This window comes from Thalassospira sp. SN3W (assembly GCF_038070535.1).
GTDB lineage: Bacteria > Pseudomonadota > Alphaproteobacteria > Rhodospirillales > Thalassospiraceae > Thalassospira > Thalassospira xiamenensis.
The window spans coordinates 201,523-219,380 of the sequence record NZ_CP121124.1 but is presented as its reverse complement, the minus strand read 5'-3'; the positions used below and the strand labels follow the sequence as shown (position 1 = coordinate 219,380).

Annotated in this window: 13 protein-coding genes; 10 read left to right on the top strand and 3 right to left on the bottom strand. The window is 57.4% G+C overall.

Annotated features, from left to right (window positions below):
- Window position 1: 1 nt before the first annotated feature.
- A complete protein-coding gene (locus P8T57_RS00865) occupies window positions 2-2,470 on the top strand; it encodes a hypothetical protein (RefSeq protein WP_341364310.1) in 2,469 nt (822 codons plus the stop codon).
- A 314-nt stretch (window positions 2,471-2,784) separates the two neighbouring features.
- Here the strand turns inward: P8T57_RS00865 and P8T57_RS00860 are convergent, their stop codons facing one another.
- The gene (locus tag P8T57_RS00860; RefSeq protein WP_341364309.1) at window positions 2,785-3,912 is read right to left on the bottom strand and encodes a Gfo/Idh/MocA family oxidoreductase; all 1,128 of its coding nucleotides are present in this window, start codon (window positions 3,910-3,912) and stop codon (window positions 2,785-2,787) included.
- A 109-nt stretch (window positions 3,913-4,021) separates the two neighbouring features.
- Here P8T57_RS00860 and P8T57_RS00855 point away from each other — a divergent pair, with 109 nt between their 5' ends.
- The 9 genes from P8T57_RS00855 (at window position 4,022) to iolG (ending at window position 14,429) form a co-directional block, all read left to right on the top strand.
- Window positions 4,022-4,846: a MurR/RpiR family transcriptional regulator gene (locus tag P8T57_RS00855; protein WP_341364308.1), complete on the top strand. Its 825-nt coding sequence runs from the start codon at window positions 4,022-4,024 to the stop codon at window positions 4,844-4,846.
- A gap of 194 nt (window positions 4,847-5,040) precedes the next feature.
- Window positions 5,041-5,982: a sugar ABC transporter substrate-binding protein gene (locus P8T57_RS00850; RefSeq protein WP_341364307.1), complete on the top strand. Its 942-nt coding sequence runs from the start codon at window positions 5,041-5,043 to the stop codon at window positions 5,980-5,982.
- A gap of 75 nt (window positions 5,983-6,057) precedes the next feature.
- On the top strand, window positions 6,058-7,155 hold the full coding sequence (locus tag P8T57_RS00845) for an ABC transporter permease (RefSeq protein ID WP_341364306.1): 1,098 nt from the start codon (window positions 6,058-6,060) through the stop codon (window positions 7,153-7,155).
- Window positions 7,155-7,934: an ATP-binding cassette domain-containing protein gene (locus P8T57_RS00840; protein WP_341364305.1), complete on the top strand. Its 780-nt coding sequence runs from the start codon at window positions 7,155-7,157 to the stop codon at window positions 7,932-7,934. The genes P8T57_RS00845 and P8T57_RS00840 overlap by 1 nt, the downstream gene beginning before the upstream one ends.
- The gene (iolC, locus tag P8T57_RS00835) at window positions 7,934-9,847 is read left to right on the top strand and encodes a 5-dehydro-2-deoxygluconokinase (protein WP_341364304.1); all 1,914 of its coding nucleotides are present in this window, start codon (window positions 7,934-7,936) and stop codon (window positions 9,845-9,847) included. The genes P8T57_RS00840 and iolC overlap by 1 nt, the downstream gene beginning before the upstream one ends.
- The gene (iolD, locus tag P8T57_RS00830) at window positions 9,844-11,673 is read left to right on the top strand and encodes a 3D-(3,5/4)-trihydroxycyclohexane-1,2-dione acylhydrolase (decyclizing) (RefSeq protein WP_341364303.1); all 1,830 of its coding nucleotides are present in this window, start codon (window positions 9,844-9,846) and stop codon (window positions 11,671-11,673) included. The genes iolC and iolD overlap by 4 nt, the downstream gene beginning before the upstream one ends.
- A gap of 4 nt (window positions 11,674-11,677) precedes the next feature.
- On the top strand, window positions 11,678-12,583 hold the full coding sequence (gene iolE, locus P8T57_RS00825) for a myo-inosose-2 dehydratase (RefSeq protein WP_341364302.1): 906 nt from the start codon (window positions 11,678-11,680) through the stop codon (window positions 12,581-12,583).
- The gene (gene iolB / locus P8T57_RS00820; RefSeq protein WP_341364301.1) at window positions 12,583-13,386 is read left to right on the top strand and encodes a 5-deoxy-glucuronate isomerase; all 804 of its coding nucleotides are present in this window, start codon (window positions 12,583-12,585) and stop codon (window positions 13,384-13,386) included. Before iolE ends, iolB begins: the two co-directional genes overlap by 1 nt.
- A 53-nt stretch (window positions 13,387-13,439) precedes the next feature.
- Window positions 13,440-14,429 carry an inositol 2-dehydrogenase gene (iolG, locus tag P8T57_RS00815; protein WP_063095545.1) on the top strand — a complete coding sequence of 330 codons (990 nt, stop codon included), beginning with the start codon at window positions 13,440-13,442 and terminating at the stop codon, window positions 14,427-14,429.
- Window positions 14,430-14,854: 425 nt separating this feature from the next.
- Here iolG and P8T57_RS00810 read toward each other — a convergent pair whose 3' ends face one another.
- Window positions 14,855-16,831 carry a 3-hydroxyacyl-CoA dehydrogenase NAD-binding domain-containing protein gene (locus tag P8T57_RS00810; protein ID WP_341364300.1) on the bottom strand — a complete coding sequence of 659 codons (1,977 nt, stop codon included), beginning with the start codon at window positions 16,829-16,831 and terminating at the stop codon, window positions 14,855-14,857.
- Window positions 16,831-17,667 carry an alpha/beta hydrolase gene (locus tag P8T57_RS00805; protein ID WP_341364299.1) on the bottom strand — a complete coding sequence of 279 codons (837 nt, stop codon included), beginning with the start codon at window positions 17,665-17,667 and terminating at the stop codon, window positions 16,831-16,833. Before P8T57_RS00805 ends, P8T57_RS00810 begins: the two co-directional genes overlap by 1 nt.
- Between the last annotated feature and the right edge of the window lie 191 nt (window positions 17,668-17,858).

Below are 17,858 nucleotides of genomic sequence, written 5' to 3'. Positions count from 1 at the left end.
CATGCTGCTTAAATCCGGAGCATCCGTTCCTTACTGGCAGGTCACGTCGCTTGAAGAACGGGCATATGATGTGGCGGATATGCCGATGGAAGGCGAGATGGATTCAACCTTTTTCCTGACAAAGGAAAAGAATTTCATCCCGCATACCTATCCTTGCCGGACCGCCTATATTGCCGAACGCCGCGGCAAAGAAATTGCCGAACTGCCGTTCCCTGACTGGCGGAAGGCAAGAAATATTTTGCCAGGTGGATCACCGTTTCTTGATCTTTCGGGGTTCTGGTTCCGGGCAACCCATATTCAGGGGTGGGCGAGAACGGCGATCAATGCGTTGGATGCAGGCCCTGCGCGGTTGCGACTGGGTATTTGTGGGGCCGCGCGCGTGTATGTGAACGGGCGGGCGGTTGCGTGGCTTTCGCCCGCGACCCGTAACGCCATGGACGAGGTCGAGTTTGAGGCCGATCTGAAACAGGGCCACAACGAGGTTGCCGTCCAGTTTGAAGATTTGTGCGAGCGCGATGCGGTTATTCGTATTGCGCTTGTCTGGATTGACGGCCCAAAGGCAGAGGCGGGGAATTGTTTTCCGGCGGAACCTGAGGCCGTATCTGCGGTCGAGGCGGCTGTTGATGCCATGCATCTTGATCGTAAATTCTATGACAGTGATGATATTTGGCTTGTCATGCCTGTGCCGTTTCCGGACAAGGTTAGCGGCCGGGTCAGGGTTGCCGGTCATTTCATGTCGCATGATCATGATGATGTGACGTTTGAAATTCCAGCGGGGGCAGATCGTGTGCGTCTGGCATCGTCGAACGATTTTCCGGCAGATTACCGGTATTTCGGATTTGCGTTCCAGTGCGGCGATTTTGCATCCGAAGCGCGGCTTGGCGCGGAAGTCAGTTGGCGCTCTGTAACCGGGCCAGCACCGGAAAACCTTGAGGCGCGCATTGCCGAAAGCCTTGCATGGATTGCAAAGAACGGTGAAACCGATACCGAAACCGCACTTGCCTGTGCGGCCGTCGGGGATGAGGTGGCGTTGGCGCGTGCCGAGGCAATCATCAACACGGCTTTGCCGGGGATCGAGCAGTGTTTTGACTGTGCTGATTTTGCGCTGGTTCCGCTGTTGTGGACGCGCATTGTGTTTGCGGATCGGCTACCTGCATCTTTGGTCGCGCGTATCGATGCCGCCATTCTTGAATTCCGTTACTGGATGGATGAGCCGGGCAACGATGTTCAGTGGTATTTCTCGGAAAACCATGCATTGTTGTTCCATACTTCTGCCTATCTGGCAGGGAATCTTTTGCCGCAGTCACATTTCCGGCGCGCAGATCGCAATGGCACCGCGCAGAAGCAGGCCGGTTATGAGCGCCTGATGGCGTGGTTCGATCATTTCGAAGCAGCCGAAATGGCGGAATTCAATTCCGGCACCTATTTCCCGATTGATCTTAAAGGGCTGGCGGCCCTGTTTGCGCTTGCACCCGACGAAGTCATTCGGAAACGGGCATCTGGTGCCATTACCCGACTGATCGCCATGATTGCCAATTCGGCGCATCATGGCGTTATTACCGGGGCGCAGGGCCGAAGTTACGAGCATTCACTTTGCGTTGCCGACACATTGGAGCTGAACGGTCTTGCCAGATTGCTGTGGGGCAAAGGGCAGTTTGGGGCGCATGTGAATTGCCTGGCCCAGATGGCTTTGGCGTTGCGTGATCATGGGCTTGAATTGCCTGATCTTGCCGCTGTTGCCTGCTGGGAGAAACGCGATACCGCGCAGGAATGGACTTTCTGGCAGGGCGAAAATGCGTTTTGCCGATTGTATCATTACAAAACCAGTGAAACCGCGATGGGAAGTGCCGCCCTTTATCGTTGGCGGGACTGGGGATATCAGGAAACGCTTCTTCAGGCGCGGATCGGTCGCGAACCGGGCGCACAGATATTCATCAACCATCCCGGCGAAATTGTTCAATCCGGTTTTGGTCGCCCGTCTTTCTGGGGCGGATCGGCAAGTGTTCCACGCGTTCAGCAATATCGTGATCTTGCGATTGTCCGGTTTGAAGGTGTGGCACCGCAACCTGATTTTACCCATGCATGGTTCCCGACATTGGCGTTTGATGAATGGCATGTCGATGGATATCGGGCGTCGGCACGTTCAGGCGAGGGGGCATTGCTTATATCGGCGTCGGGACCTTTGGAGCTTGTGCAAACGGGCGGGTCGGCCGGGCATGAATTGCGTCTTGCGGGGCGTGATGGGATATGGGTTGTTCGACTGGGACATGCCGGTGATTTGGCGAAATTTGCCAATAGCCATGAGCTTGATGTTCATGTTGATACCGATGGCACATATCGTATCGAAGATGCGCAATATGGCACGGTGTTGTTCCATCAAAACGGCGTCGTATCGGCCGAGGGCCGTGCTCTTAATCCAATGGAATGGACGCTTGAGGGCGACCGCAAGGAATTGCCGCTGGTTCAGTGAGGGAGCCGAGACCTCCCGTCGGCTCCTGAATGATGAAGGCCGGAATAGCAGAAGTGCTGTTCCGGCCTTTTCATTATCGGTGGCGTATTGACGTTCAAATTGCAGCCTGTCTTGCGCATGTTGCTTGGCTGATTAGAGGGCATCTTTTGGAAGCGCCGACCGTTTGGGGTGTGAAACACACCAAAGAAGGATGGAAACCATGCCTGCAAAATCAAAAACACAGCAGAGGGCGGCGATATTGGTGCTTTTTGCCAAGCGGAAGGGCAAGCCCGAACATAAGTCGGACGCTTGAGCCCTTCCGATAATGCCATGCGTTAAAGGTCGTCGATTTTTACACGCCGTTCTTCGCGGGCCGACAGGGCAACCGCGTGGATGACCTTTTCGAATTCAAAGGCATCGTCAAAGCCCGGATAGGCAGCGTGATTGTCGCGGATGGCGCGCAGAAGGGCGGCGGCTTCGATCACCTTGAGGTCGTTAAAGCCAAGCTGATGACCCGGTGCCGGACAGAAATTGCCATAAGGCGGATGTTCCGGGCCGGTCAGGATGGTGGTGAAGCCCTGTTTGGCGGTCGGGCCTTCATTGCGGTAAAGCTGCAATTCGTTCAGCCGTTCCTGATCAAAGCACAGCATGCCCTTTGTGCCGTGGACTTCCCATGCCAGCCGGTTTTTGCGCCCCCAGGCGGAGCGGGAGGTTGAAATGCTGCCCTGTGCGCCATTGGCAAAGCGGACAAGGGCGGTTGCGGTATCTTCGTTTTCGACCTTTGCCCGGCCCGATCCATCGGCCAGCGGGCGGGTTTCATGGACTGTCTGCATATCTGCAATCAGGCTGTCGATCGGGCCGACAAGGCCATACGTCATCGACACCAGATGGCATCCCATATCCCCCAACGCCCCCAATCCGGCATCGGCAATCGTGCTGCGCCAGGTCCAGGGGAGTTCGGGGTTGGCCTGATAATCTTCGTCCACCCAGCCGCGAAAATGCACGATGTCGCCAATAGCACCCTCGCGCACCAGTTTGCAGGCATGGGTAAAGGCGGGGTTTTTGATGTAATTATAGCCGGCCATGGTTTTCACCCCGGCCTTGCGCGCCGCATCGCGCATCGCACGCGCCTGATCAAGCGTCAGGGCCAGCGGCTTTTCGCAATAGACATGCTTGCCCGCCGCAATTGCGGCCAGCGCCATGTCAAAATGCAGCATATTGGGGGTGGTGATCGACACGATATCGACCGCCGGATCGGCAATCAGGGCCTTCCAGTCATCGGTGGCACGCGCAAAGCCGAACTGATCGGCCATGGTTCTGGCCTTGTCCGCCGGGGTATCACAGAGCAGTTCAAGACGGACATCAGGGACATCGCCCATCACGGCGCGAACCGCGCCAAATGCAAGCGCATGCGCCTTGCCCATGAAACCGGTGCCGATAAGGCCAATACCGATGGATGCCATTTCGCTGGACTCCCTGTCTGTATCAAAATAGAATTTTTATTCTATAAAATGGATGATCATGGAATACATCCAGCGTCAAGCAAAAACAAAAACAGGAAACCCGTACGCCATGACGGAACAAACCGCGCCGGTCTCGCTTGAGGAATTCAATCATCGGCTGGCTGAAATATCGGAGGCAATGCCCAAGAGATTGAGGCAATGCGCCGAATTTGTCGCCCAGAATACAGACCGTATTGCGGTTTCAACCGTGGCCGAACTGTCCGCCGGGGCAGGGGTGCAGCCATCGGCCTTTATGCGGTTTTGCCAGTTGCTGGGCTTTTCGGGATTTTCCGAAATGCAGAAAATGTTTCGCGAAACCTATGCCCAGAAATGGCCCGATTACGCGACGCGCCTTGAAAATCTGCGGGCAAGCGGGGCCGATAGCCCCAGTGCGCTTTTGGCCGAATTTGTCGAGGCCGGGCGGCTGTCGCTTGAAAATCTGGCGTCGTCGATTGATGCCGGATTGCTTGAGGAAGCGGTCAATGTGCTGGCGGCTGCCCCGATGATCCATATTGTCGGTTTCCGGCGGGCATTCCCGGTGGCGAGTTATTTATCCTATGCGTTTGAAAAGATGGACATCCCGGCGGTTTTGCATGACGGGGTGGGGAAGCTTAACCCGCGTCATGCCATTCGCAAGGGCGATGTGATGATTGCCATTACCTTCGCCCCCTATTCGCAGGAAACCATCGATCTGGCGGCCTATGCACGGGGACTCGGCAACCCGGTGGTGGCGATTACCGATACCATGACAAGTCCGCTTCGGCGGATTGACGCCCTGACCCTTGCGGTGTCCGAAGTCGATGTTGGCGCGTTCAGGGCGCTGTCAGCCACGCTTTCGCTGGCGATTTCGTTGGCGGTTGCGATTGGGGCAAAACGGGATCGGGCAATCGAATAGAAAAAATTTGTTGCATCAAAATGAAAATGGAATAAAAATTCCATTCATCGAATTCGGGGTACCTGACCCCGAAGCGAGGCCCGGTAAAAAGTGACGCCTTAAGAAATCACAGGCCGGACCGTTCACTGAACATTCAGTCGACGCATCGGGGCGCAACATGCGGCCCCGTTTCAAAGCCACTAGGGAGGCTAACGATGAAGAAGACTTTGACCGCAATTGCGGCCGTTGCCATTGCCTTTGCCGGATTTACCGGGACTGCTTCGGCAGAAGACGAAAAATTCGTTCTGATCAGCCATGCACCGGACTCGGACAGCTGGTGGAACACCATCAAGAATGCCATCAAGGTCGCAGGCGACCAGATGGAAGTCACGGTTGATTACCGCAACCCGCCGACCGGCGATCTGGCCGATATGGCCCGTATTGTCGAGCAGGCAGCGGCCACCAACCCGGATGGCATCATTGTCACCATCGCCGATTTCAACGTGCTTAAAGGCCCGATCATGGATGCGGTTGATCGCGGTATTCCGGTGATCACGATCAATTCCGGCACCGTTGAACAGTCGGCCGAGCTTGGCGCGCTGATGCATGTTGGCCAGCCGGAATATGATGCCGGTTTCGGAGCGGGCAAACGTGCCGCAGCCGCCGGTGCGAAATCATTTGTCTGTGTGAACCATTACATCACCAACCCGGCATCGGTTGAGCGTTGCCGTGGCTTTGCCGATGCGCTTGGCGTCGAGCTTGGCAGCCAGATGATCGATAGCGGCATGGATCCGTCGGAAGTGAAGAACAAGGTCGCGGCCTATCTGAACACCAATTCGGATGTCGATGCGATCCTGACACTTGGCCCGAATTCGGCCCATCCGACCCTGGCCGCCGTTCGTGATGCCGGTCTTGCCGGTCAGATCATGTTTGGCACCTTTGACCTTTCGGGCGAAATCGCCGAAGCGATCAAAAAGGGCGAGATCAATTTCGCCATTGATCAGCAGCCTTACCTTCAGGGGTATCTGCCGGTCGTTATCCTGACCAACTATGCACGATATGGTGTTCTGCCGTCCGGCAACATCAATTCCGGTCCCGGTTTCATCACCAAGGACAATATCGCGCTTGTTGAAAAATACGCTGGCGAATTCCGTTAAGCATTCCTCCCGTCAGGGGGTGGGCAGCGTGCCGCCCCCTGGCAAAACTCACCTGCCAGATAAAAGAGTGATGTCATGACGGACGAGCGGCTCAAGCAAGTCTCAACCCTTCGACGTGCCATGATCCGACCGGAACTGGGTGCTATTTGCGGCACGATCCTGGTCTTTGTTTTCTTCTTCATGATCGCGGGCGATAGCGGCATGTTCTCGCCCGAAGGGGTGCAGAACTGGGGCGTGGTTTCTGCGCAGTTTGCCATCATTGCGGTTGGTGCCTGCCTTTTGATGATTGCCGGCGAATTTGATCTGTCGGTCGGATCGATGATCGGCTTTGCCGGGGTGGTGATTGCCATTCTGTCGGTGCATATGGGATGGCCGGTGTGGCTGTCGATCATTGCGGCCTTTGTCATTTGTGTCGCCCTTGGTGCGCTAAACGGGTTCCTTGTGATCAAGACCGGGTTGCCGAGCTTTATCGTCACCCTAGCATTTCTTTATATCCTGCGCGGTTTGACGATCTGGTTATCCATCCTGACCACGCGCCAGACGATTATTGGTGGGGTCAAGGAAGCCGCAGAGGGCGATCCGCTGGCGTTTCTGTTTGGCGGCGTGATTTTCAAGGATTTGTTCCAGTGGTTTGCCGATCTTGGCTTGCTTGATACCTTTACGCGCGGTTCGCGCGAGGGGCAGCCGGTTGTTGAAGGCCTGCCGATGCTGGTGGTCTGGGCGGTGGTGCTGGTGATTTTCGGGCACTGGCTTTTGACCAAAACCCGTTTTGGCAACTGGATTTTCGCATCCGGTGGGGATGCGCAGGCAGCGCGTTATGTCGGCGTTCCGGTCAATCGGGTCAAGATCCTGATGTTCATGTTTACCGCGTTCTGCGCCACGGTTTTCGCCACATGTCAGGTGATGGAATTCGGTTCTGCCGCAGCCGACCGCGGACTTTTGAAAGAATTTGAAGCGATTATCTGTGTGGTGATCGGCGGGGCGCTCCTGACCGGGGGATATGGTTCGGTCATCGGGGCAGCACTTGGCGCGCTGATTTTCGGTGTGGTTCAGCAGGGGCTGTTTTTTGCCGGGGCTGAAAGTTCGCTGTTCCGTGTGTTCCTGGGCGGTATCCTGATCCTTGCCGTCATCATGAACACATATATCCGCCGCATGATCACGGGAGAACGGTGATGAGCACGCCACTGATTGAAATGAACAATATCGAAAAGCATTTTGGTCCGGTGATCGCGCTGGGCGGGGTGTCGTTCGATGTGATGGAAGGCGAGTGTCATTGTCTTCTGGGCGATAACGGGGCGGGCAAGTCGACCTTTATCAAAACCATGTCGGGGGTCCATAAACCGACCAAGGGCACGATGAAGGTCAGCGGCAGGGAAATCACATTCGATAGCCCGCGTGATGCCATGGAAGCCGGGATTGCCACGGTTTATCAGGATCTGGCGATGATCCCGTTGATGTCGGTGACGCGCAATTTCTGGATGGGGCGTGAACCGCGCAAAAGTTTCGGCCCGTTCAAATGGATCGATTTCGATCACGCCAATTCGGTCACACTTAATGAAATGGCGCGTATGGGCATCAATCTGCGCGAGCCGGAACAGGCGGTCGGCACCCTTTCGGGGGGCGAGCGGCAGACGGTGGCGATTGCGCGCGCGGTCTATTTTGGGGCCAAGGTCCTTATTCTTGATGAACCGACATCCGCCCTTGGCGTGCGGCAGACATCCAATGTGCTGGCGACCATCGACAGGGTGCGCAAATCGGGCATCGGGGTGATTTTCATTACCCATAATGTGCGCCATGCCATGGCGGTGGGCGACCGTTTCACGGTTTTGAACCGTGGACAGACGCATGGCACGGCAAAGCGGGGTGATATCAAACCCGAAGAATTGCAGGATCTGATGGCGGGCGGTCAGGAACTGGCCGAGCTTGAAGGGTCGCTTGGGGGGACGATCTGATGAAAAAGCTTGATGTCATTACCATCGGACGATCATCGGTTGATCTTTACGGGGCGCAGATCGGCGGCCGACTTGAGGATATGGCATCCTTTAACAAATATATCGGCGGATCACCGACCAATATGGCGTGTGGCACCGCGCGGCTTGGCCTGAAATCGGCCCTGATCACGCGGGTGGGCGACGAGCACATGGGGCGTTTCATCCGCGAACAGTTGCTGGCCGAGGGTGTCGATGTCCGTGGTGTTGTCACCGATCCGGAACGTCTGACCGCCCTTGTCCTTCTGGGCGTGCGCGATCAGGAACAGTTTCCGTTGATTTTCTATCGGGAAAACTGTGCCGATATGGCGCTGTGCGAGGATGATATTGATCCCGAATTTATTGCCGATGCGCGGTGCGTCACGGTGACGGGGACGCATTTATCGCATCCGCGCACCCGGGCGGCCGTGCTGAAGGCATTGAAACTGGCGCGGGAAAACGGGGCCAAAACGGCCCTTGATATTGATTACCGGCCCAATCTTTGGGGATTGTCGGGGCATGGGGATGGTGAAAACCGCTTCATTGCATCGGACAAGGTGACCAAGGAACTGCAAGCGACATTGCATCTTTTTGACCTGATCGTCGGGACCGAGGAAGAGTTCCACATTGCCGGTGGCACGACCGATACGCTTGAGGCGCTTGAAAATGTGCGGGTCACATCGAACGCGACACTGGTGTGCAAACGCGGGCCGATGGGGGCGGTTGCCTTTACCGGCAAGATCGGTGCAAGCCTTGATGATGGGATTTCCGGCCCCGGTTTCCCGGTTGAGGTGTTTAACGTTTTGGGCGCGGGTGATGGGTTTATGTCCGGCCTGCTTAAGGGGTGGCTGACGGATCAGGACTGGGAAACGTCGCTTAAATATGCCAATGCGTGCGGCGCGTTTGCCGTGTCGCGGCATGGCTGTACGCCGGCTTATCCAAGCTGGGACGAATTGCAGTTCTTCTTTGATCGGGGGATCAAGAACCCGTCGCTGCGTCATGATGCGGAGCTGGAGCAGATCCATTGGTCGACCAACCGGATGGGTGACTGGCCGGAAATGCGGGTTTTTGCCTTTGATCACCGCATGCAGCTTGAAGACCTGGCCGATGAGGTTGGCGTTTCGCGCGACCGGATCGGGCCGTTCAAGGAGCTTTGCCTGCGTTCGGTGCGCGATGTGGCGGGTGATAAGCCGGGTTATGGCATCCTGTGCGAACCGCGCCTTGGCCGTGATGCGCTTTATGCCGCGGCTGGCACCGGGCTTTGGATCGGGCGGCCGGTTGAATTGCCGGGATCGCGTCCGTTACGATTGGAAATTGGCCCGGATATCGGAAGCAAGCTTGCCGAATGGCCGGTCGAGCATGTCGTCAAGGTGCTGTGTTTCTATCACCCCGATGATGACGCGGCGATGAAGGAAGATCAGGAAGAAACCATCAAGCGGCTGGCGGATGGGGCACGGGCCAACCGGCTTGAATTCCTGTTGGAAATCATCCCGTCCAAGGTTGCGGCCTGTGATGATCAGACGACGGCAAAAATCATCGAGCGGTTTTATGAGATCGGGGTTTATCCCGATTGGTGGAAGCTCGAGCCGATGAAATCGGACGCGGCATGGCGTCATGCCTGTGACATGATTTCGCGCCATGATCCTTATTGCCGGGGCATCGTCGTTCTGGGTCTTGAAGCGCCGGAAGCCGAGCTGGTGGCAAGTTTCGAGGTTGCGGCCAAGCATGACATGGTCAGGGGCTTTGCCGTTGGGCGGACGATCTTTGCCGGGGTTGCACGCGACTGGCTTGCGGGTAACATTGACGATCAAACAGCCGTTGCACAGATGGCGGAAAAATATCGCGCGCTTTGCACCACATGGGATGCGGCGCGCAAAAAATCGGGAGGAGCGGCATGAAAACCGTTCGATTAACCGCCGCCCAGGCGATGGTGCGGTATCTAAGCAAACAGCAGAACGAAGACGGTGTACCGTTTTTCGGCGGGTGCTGGGCGATTTTTGGTCATGGAAATGTCGCCGGAATGGGCGAGGCATTGCACGGCATCGGCGATGATTTCCCGACTTGGCGCGGCCATAACGAGCAGGGCATGGCCCATGCCGCCATTGCGTACGCCAAGGCATCGAACCGCAAACGTGCCATGACGGTCACGACATCGATCGGGCCGGGTGCGACCAATATGGTGACGGCTGCGGCGCTTGCGCATGTCAACCGTCTGCCGGTTCTGTTTGTGCCCGGTGACGTGTTTGCCAACCGCGCGCCCGACCCGGTGTTGCAGCAGGTCGAGGATTTCGGCGATGGCACGATTTCGGCCAATGACTGTTTCAAGCCGGTCAGCCGTTATTTTGATCGCATCATGCGCGCCGAGCAGCTTTTGACCGCCCTGCCACGCGCCATGGCGACATTGACCGATCCGGCTGATTGCGGCCCGGTGACATTGGCATTCTGTCAGGATGTGCAGGCCGAGGCATTTGATTGGCCCGAAAGTTTCTTTGACACCAAAACCTGGAAAACCCAGCGCCCGCGCGCCGATCTGGATCAGCTTGAGGCGGCGGTGGCGGCGATCAGGGGCGCCAAACAGCCGATGATCATTGCCGGTGGCGGGGTGCATTACGCGGGGGCATGCGATGCCCTGGCCGAGTTCGCCCATCGCCACAATATCCCGGTCGGGGAAACGCAGGCGGGTAAATCATCCATGCCGTGGGATGATGAGCTTAACCTTGGTTCCATTGGCGTCACGGGGGCCAGCAGTGCCAACGCGATTGCCGAAAAATCTGACCTGATCATCGCGGTCGGCACACGGTTGCAGGATTTCACCACCGGAAGCTGGGCGCTGTTCAAGCATCCGGACCGGCGCATCCTGTCGATCAATGTCGCGGCCTATGACGCAGCCAAACATAATGCGATTGCGGTGACGGGGGATGCCAGGGTGACCTTGGCCGAGATCGGCGGGATGCTGGGCGATTACCAGGCACCGGCGATTGATGCCAAGCTTAAATCCGACTGGATTGCGGCGGTTGACAAGGTGACGGCAATGCCGACGGGCAATGCCCTTCCGACCGATGCGCAGGTGATCGGCGCGGTTCAGCGCAGTGTGGATGACGATGCAATTGTGGTTTGTGCGGCGGGTGGTTTGCCCGGCGAGCTGCACAAGCTTTGGAAGGCGGCAAAACCCAACGGTTATCACGTTGAATACGGCTTTTCCTGCATGGGATACGAGATTGCCGGCGGGCTTGGGGTCAAGATGGCACAGCCGGATCGCGAGGTCGTGGTGATGGTCGGTGACGGGTCCTATATGATGATGAATTCCGAACTGGCGACCAGTGTGATGCTGGGCCACAAGATCATTACCGTGATCCTTGATAACCGTGGTTATGGCTGTATCAACCGGTTGCAGATGGCGACGGGTGGGGAAAGTTTCAACAACCTTCTGGATACCGCACGCCATGTGGTGCCGTCGGCGATTGATTTCACCGCCCATGCCGGATCGATGGGGGCGATTGCCGAAAAGGTATCGTCGATCAGCGAACTGGAAGCGGCGATGGAACGTGCGCGCAAGGCGGACCGTTCCTACGCCATTGTCATTGATACCGATCCCCTGCCAAGCACCGATGAAGGTGGCCATTGGTGGGATGTTGCCGTGCCCGAAGTTTCGGTGCGGCCAACGGTGAACGAAGCACGCAAGAAATACGAAACCGCGCTTAAGGCGCAGCGCCCCGGAGATTGAGAAAATGATCCTTTACGGCACAAACCCGATTGCCTGGTCCAATGACGATGATCAGACGCTGGGTGCTGAAATCAGCCTTGAAACCTGTTTGTCCGAAGCAGGCGAAATCGGTTTTGACGGGATTGAAAAAGGCCACAAGATGCCGACCGAACCGGTGGCACTGAAGGCCAAGCTTGATCCCAACGGGCTTAAATTCGTGTCGGGCTGGCATTCGCTTAACCTTCTGACCCATTCGGTCGAGGACGAGAAAAAGGCGATCCAGCCGCATCTGGATTTGCTGAAAGCGATGGGATGCAAGGTGTGCATCGTGTGCGAAACCAGCAATGCGATCCACGGCAATGACAATGCGGCCCTGTCCGAAAGCCCGGTTTTGGCGGCGGACAAATGGGCGAAATTTGGCGCGGATGTCGAGGCGATTGCCGCCTATTGCGCCGATCAGGGTGTGACATTGGTGTATCATCACCATATGGGCACGATTGTTGAAACGGCTGATGAAATTCATGCCTTCATGGCCCATACCGGCCCGAAAACGCATTTGTTGCTTGATACCGGGCATGCATGGTTTGGTGGGGCAAATCCCGAAGAACTGGCAACCCGTTATATGGATCGGGTGGCGCATATCCATTGCAAAAACGTGCGTCCGAAAATCGCCGAGCAGGTGCGCAATCAGCATCTGAGCTTCCTTGAAGGGGTGCGGCGCGGGGTGTTTACCGTGCCCGGCGACGAGGAAGGCATTGTTGATTTCGAACCGGTTTTGAAAATCGCCGCCGAGCATGGTTATTCCGGCTGGCTGGTGATCGAGGCCGAACAGGACCCGGTCGTGCGCAACCCGTTCAAATATCAGTCGATGGGGCTTAAGGCGCTGCGTGCGATGGCGCAGAAAACCGGACTGGATAAGGGAGAAGCCTGATGGTCGATCTGCTGAGAAAACCGTCGGGGACAACCGGAAAAGTCCATGACATTACCGCCCAAAGTGCCAATTGGGGCTATGTCGGGTTCGGTCTTTATCACCTGAAAGCCGGTGAAGCGGCAGCCGAGCCGACGGGCGACCGCGAGGTGATTTTGGTTCTTGTCGAAGGCAAGGCCGAAATCGCGGTGGATGATCAGAATTTCGGGGAACTGGGCAAACGCATGAGCGTGTTTGAACGTATCCCGCCTGCCTGTGTCTATGCGCCCAATGATGCCAACTGGAGTGCGAAGGCCACGACCGATTGCACGCTTGCGGTCTGTACCGCACCGGGCAAGGGCAATTATCCGGCGCGTGTAATCAGCGATATCGAGCTGGTCGAACGTGGCAAGGGGGCCAATACGCGATACATCCATCCGATTGCGATGGAGGAAAAGGATATTGCCGATAGCCTTCTCGTGACCGAGGTTTTCACCCCGTCCGGCAACTGGTCAAGCTATCCGCCGCACCGCCATGACGAGGATAGTTATCCCGACATGACATACCTTGAGGAAACCTATTATCACCGGCTTAATCCCAAGCAGGGCTTTGGTTTCCAGCGGGTCTTTACCGAGGATGGGGAGCTTGACGAAACCATGGCGGTTTCGGATGGCGATGTGGTGCTGGTACCCAAGGGGCATCACCCGTGCGGCAGTCCTTATGGCTATGAGATGTATTACCTGAATGTCATGGCCGGGCCGATGCGCAAATGGCGGTTCCAGAACCATCCCGATCATGACTGGATTTTCCAGCGCGACAGCAAATAACCCGTTTTCCGTATTCCCATCTTCGCAACATTTGTCCTTTCAGGATGTCAGACATGCTTAATATCGGACTTCTTGGTGCTGGCCGTATCGGCATCACCCACGCCAAAGCCGTTCAGGCCCTGCCAAATGCCAAAATCGCCAAGGTTTTCGACCCGGTCGATGCCGCGGCGGAAAACGCGATTGCCCTTACCGGGGCGACCCGTGCGACGGTCGAGGAAATCATGGCGGATGGCAATATTCACGCCGTTATCATTGCCACCCCAACCGACCTTCATGCCGATCAGATCGAACTGGCCGCGCGGGCGGGCAAGGCGATTTTCTGTGAAAAGCCGGTCGATCTGGATGCCGGGCGGGTGCGCGATTGCCTTAAGGTGGTCGAGGAAACCGGTGCGGTCCTGATGGTTGGTTTCAACCGCCGTTTTGACCCCAGTTTTGCCCGCCTTCGGGCCGAAATTGACGCGGGCGCGATTGGTGATGTTGAAATGGTGCAGATCACGTCGCGCGATCCATCCGCGCCGCCGGTCGATTATATCAAACGGTCGGGCGGGCTTTTCCGCGATATGATGATCCATGACCTTGATATGGCGCGCTTCCTTCTGGGCGAGGAGATTGTATCGGTCTATGCCACCGGTGCGGTTCTGACCGACCCGGCAATCAAGGCGACGGGTGATGTCGATAGTGCGGCGGCGACACTTCGGACCAAAAGCGGCCGGATGGCGGTGATCACCAATTCGCGCCGTGCGACATATGGTTATGACCAGCGCATCGAAGTGCATGGCTCAAAAGGTCTGGTCGAGGCCGGAAACCATCGCACCACGTCGGTGACGGTGGCGAACGGGGCGGGCTATACCGCCGAACCGTTGATGGATTTCTTCATGTCGCGTTATGCCGATGCCTATCGCATCGAGCTGACGACATTCTGTGATGTGGTGGCGGGTAAAACCAGCAACTATCCCAGCGGTGCGGATGGCCTGAAAGCGTTGATTCTGGCCGATGCGGCGCTTGAATCGCTTGCGAGTGGCAAGGAAGTTCTGGTCGGGTAAGCGAAAAAAATCGTCGGCCTTACCAAAAAGTTCTTGATTTGTTCTTTTTGGTCTGCTATAAGAACCAAGTCAACACCAGAATTGCGCCCGTCGGGAATTTCCCGGTGGGCGTTTTTGTTTTGGTGGTATGTGGTGTGCAGTGTGCGGCGGGCAGCCAGATTGGCGGTTCGTATTATGGCCACGAGCGGCGATTTTGGACGTTTTGTTGGCGGTCAAGCGGGGGACAAACGGCAGTCAAAAGCAGTCAAAGGCGGCCAAGCGGGAGAGTTGCGCCCGGTTTGCGGGCTGTTTGAGCACCAGTTGAGCGTCATTTGGGTGACCTTATGCCCGAGTTGCGCCCGGTTTGTACCGGGTCGCGGTGATGTTGGAGAAGGGCCGGGGTCGGGCACCTTTCCGGGGCCGCGAAAGCCCCGGATTTCGGGTGTTCAGGCGGTCTTTTTAAGGTGCATCGGCCCGCCCTTGTGGCGGGGGAAGCCGTAGCCGTTGACCATCACGACATCGATGGCGTCCGGGCTGTGCGCGATGCCTTCGGCGAGGATTTTTTCGCCTTCTGCCTGCATGGCAGACAGGATGGTTTCGATGATTTCGGCATCGGAAAACGGGCGGCGCTTGATGCCCTTTTTCGCCGACTCAGCGATCACCAGTTCATCGACAACAGGATCAGGGAAAGCTTTGCCATGTTCATCATAGCGATACCATCCAAGGCCATTCTTGCGCCCGAAACGGCCCATTTCACAGAGGTAATCCCCAAGGGCGACATATCGTTCATTCGGATCGCGGGTGGGGGCCAGGCGTTTGCGCGTGGCCCATGAGATTTCAAGGCCTGCCATGTCCTGCATGGCAAACAGGCCCATCGGGAAGCCGAAATTGGTCATGGCGCGGTCAATGTCAGACGGGAGAGATCCGTCTTCGAGCATGTATTCGCAATGTTTGCGATAGGCCGACATGATCCGGTTGCCGATGAAGCCATCACACACCCCACAAGGGACCGCGATCTTGCCAAGCCGTCTGGCGAAGGCAAGGGCAGTTGCGAGTGTTGCGGGGCTGGCCAACCGGGTGCGGACGACTTCGAGCAATTTCATCACATGCGCCGGGGAGAAGAAATGCAGGCCGATCACCCGTTCGGGATGGGTGCAGGCAGTCGCAATCGCATCGATGTCGAGATAGGAGGTATTGGATGCCAGCACCGCATCGGATTTGCAATGGGCGGAGAGTTTGGCAAACACGTCATGCTTGACGGCCATGTCCTCGAACACGGCTTCGATCACCAGATCGCAATCGGCGAGGGCGGCGTAATCCGTGCTGCTGACGAGATCGCCCAGAAGCTGATCATGGCGGGACTGGGTGATGATGCCGCGTTTGAGCGACCCGCCGAGATGATGGCGGACATTGGCAATGCCGCGTTCACAGGCGTCGTCATCGCGTTCGATCATCACCACGGCATAGCCGGCCAGAAGGGCAGCGGTGGCAATACCGGCCCCCATGATGCCGCCGCCAATGACGCCGATTTCGGCAATGGGGCGGGGATCGACCCCGGCCAGTTCGGGCAGCTTGGCAACCGATCGTTCGGCAAAGAAAATATGACGCAGCGCCTTTGACTGGTCACTGTCGCGAAGGCGAACGAAGTTTTCGCGTTCAAGACCCAGGGTGGTTCTGGCGTCGCCGGTCACGGCGGCCCGGATGGTTTGGGCGGCAATCACCGGGGCATTCTGCCCACGGGCCTTTTTGGCGATCCCGGCAAGGATCGCATCCCAAGCATCGGCATCCGGGGCATTGACCGGGGCGCGGTCGATCAGGGCGGCCGGGCAGGGTGTGTTTTTGATCCGGTTGGCCAAGGCGATTGCCGCAACCCGCAAATCACCATTTCCGATATCCGCAATTTCGTCGATCAGGCCGTAATCGTGGGCGGTAGCGGCATTGACCGGCTTGCCGCCGGTGATCATGGCAATCGCGTTTTCAGCCGCGATCAGGCGGGGCAGGCGCACGGTGCCACCGGCACCAGGGATCAGGCCAAGATTGACTTCGGGCAGGCCGAGTTTGGCGGTCGCGGTGGCGATGCGGTAATGACAGCCGAGCGCGACCTCAAGCCCGCCGCCAAGGGCATTGCCGTGAAGGGCGGCAATCAGCGGCTTGGTCGATTGTTCGAGCTTGAGGATCAGATCGGGCAGGATCGGGTCCAGCGGCGGTTTGCCAAATTCGGTGACATCGGCCCCGGCGATAAAGGTTGATCCGGCACAGATCAGGATCGCGGCCCGGATCGCGTCATCGCGGTTGACCTGATCGAGCGCATTCCAGATTCCCAGACGGACGGCATGGCTGGTGGCGTTGATCGGCGGGTGATCAATCGTGATGATCGCGATGTCGTTTTCGGTGGTGAGGCTGACCGGGGACAGTGTCGACATTATGCGTCCTCCGGCTCAATCGGATGCAGCAGGCAGGCGACCAGATCGGAATCCGGATCGGCCAGATCGGCGATGACGTCGAAATGGTGTTTGCCGGGGGCCTCGACCGCGCGGGTCGTGGCGCCAAGCCCGGTCCAGATATTGGCAAGAAGATCGTTCTGACGGACAAATTCCGGCCTCTCATCCGCGCCGACCCAGCAGGTGATGGAGCATGGCAGATGCGGGCGGCTCAGGGCGGCACTCTCGGCGATTGCCTCATCCTCGTCGAGTTTCAGAACATCATTCATCGCGGTTTTCAGAAGCGGGCGCAGATCATGCAGGCCGCTGATCGAAACGGTGTTTTTGATGCGTGCCTGTGTGGCCGCTGACAGGGGCGAGGATGCGCAATTCATCCGGCTGACCAGATGGCCGCCGGCCGAATGGCCGGTCAGGTGGATCGGGCCTGCAATGCGGTTGGCAACATGATCAATCGCCGCCCCGATCTGGCGGGTGATTTCCGACAGGCGGGCATCGGGGGCCAGGGTATAGCTTGGCAGACAGACCGCCCAGCCGCGTGCGACAGCCCCGCGTGCCAGATGCGACCATGTCGATTTGTCAAACGCCTTCCAGTAGCCGCCATGCACGAAAACGACCGCGCCCTTTGGGCTGCCTTCGGGCAGGAACAGGTCGTATTTTTCACGCTCGGCATTGCCATAGGCCACATCCAGTTCCGCCCGGCCTGAGGCCACCATTTCATCGCGGAAGGCTGCTGCCAGTTTGTCCCACATGCCGGGAAATTCTGCCGCACCCTTGATGTAATCGCCATTGGCGTATGCGTCGTCCCAGTTGGTGATCATGGTGAATGCCTTCCTTGTCTGACGTCATCTTTGATGATGCGGTTTTATCAGGGGATCGCGAGGGACTCTGCGGATATTGCCGCGGAATGCAATGCTTTTCCCCTGTTTTTTCCTGTTTCCACATCGCCCTGTTTTTGGGCCCTGTTTCGAGGATTCTAGGGGAAAATCGAGATATTTCAAACCCAAATATT

Bases quoted from the DNA above. Each gene is read 5' to 3' on its own strand.
- P8T57_RS00805 (WP_341364299.1), bottom strand. From the start codon at position 17,667: ATGATCACCAACTGGGACGACGCATACGCCAATGGCGATTACATCAAG.
- P8T57_RS00845 (WP_341364306.1), top strand. From the start codon at position 6,058: ATGACGGACGAGCGGCTCAAGCAAGTCTCAACCCTTCGACGTGCCATG.
- P8T57_RS00810 (WP_341364300.1), bottom strand. From the start codon at position 16,831: ATGTCGACACTGTCCCCGGTCAGCCTCACCACCGAAAACGACATCGCG.
- P8T57_RS00865 (WP_341364310.1), top strand. From the start codon at position 2: ATGCTGCTTAAATCCGGAGCATCCGTTCCTTACTGGCAGGTCACGTCG.
- iolC (WP_341364304.1), top strand. From the start codon at position 7,934: ATGAAAAAGCTTGATGTCATTACCATCGGACGATCATCGGTTGATCTT.
- P8T57_RS00840 (WP_341364305.1), top strand. From the start codon at position 7,155: ATGAGCACGCCACTGATTGAAATGAACAATATCGAAAAGCATTTTGGT.
- iolG (WP_063095545.1), top strand. From the start codon at position 13,440: ATGCTTAATATCGGACTTCTTGGTGCTGGCCGTATCGGCATCACCCAC.
- iolB (WP_341364301.1), top strand. From the start codon at position 12,583: ATGGTCGATCTGCTGAGAAAACCGTCGGGGACAACCGGAAAAGTCCAT.
- P8T57_RS00850 (WP_341364307.1), top strand. From the start codon at position 5,041: ATGAAGAAGACTTTGACCGCAATTGCGGCCGTTGCCATTGCCTTTGCC.
- P8T57_RS00860 (WP_341364309.1), bottom strand. From the start codon at position 3,912: ATGGCATCCATCGGTATTGGCCTTATCGGCACCGGTTTCATGGGCAAG.
- iolD (WP_341364303.1), top strand. From the start codon at position 9,844: ATGAAAACCGTTCGATTAACCGCCGCCCAGGCGATGGTGCGGTATCTA.
- iolE (WP_341364302.1), top strand. From the start codon at position 11,678: ATGATCCTTTACGGCACAAACCCGATTGCCTGGTCCAATGACGATGAT.
- P8T57_RS00855 (WP_341364308.1), top strand. From the start codon at position 4,022: ATGACGGAACAAACCGCGCCGGTCTCGCTTGAGGAATTCAATCATCGG.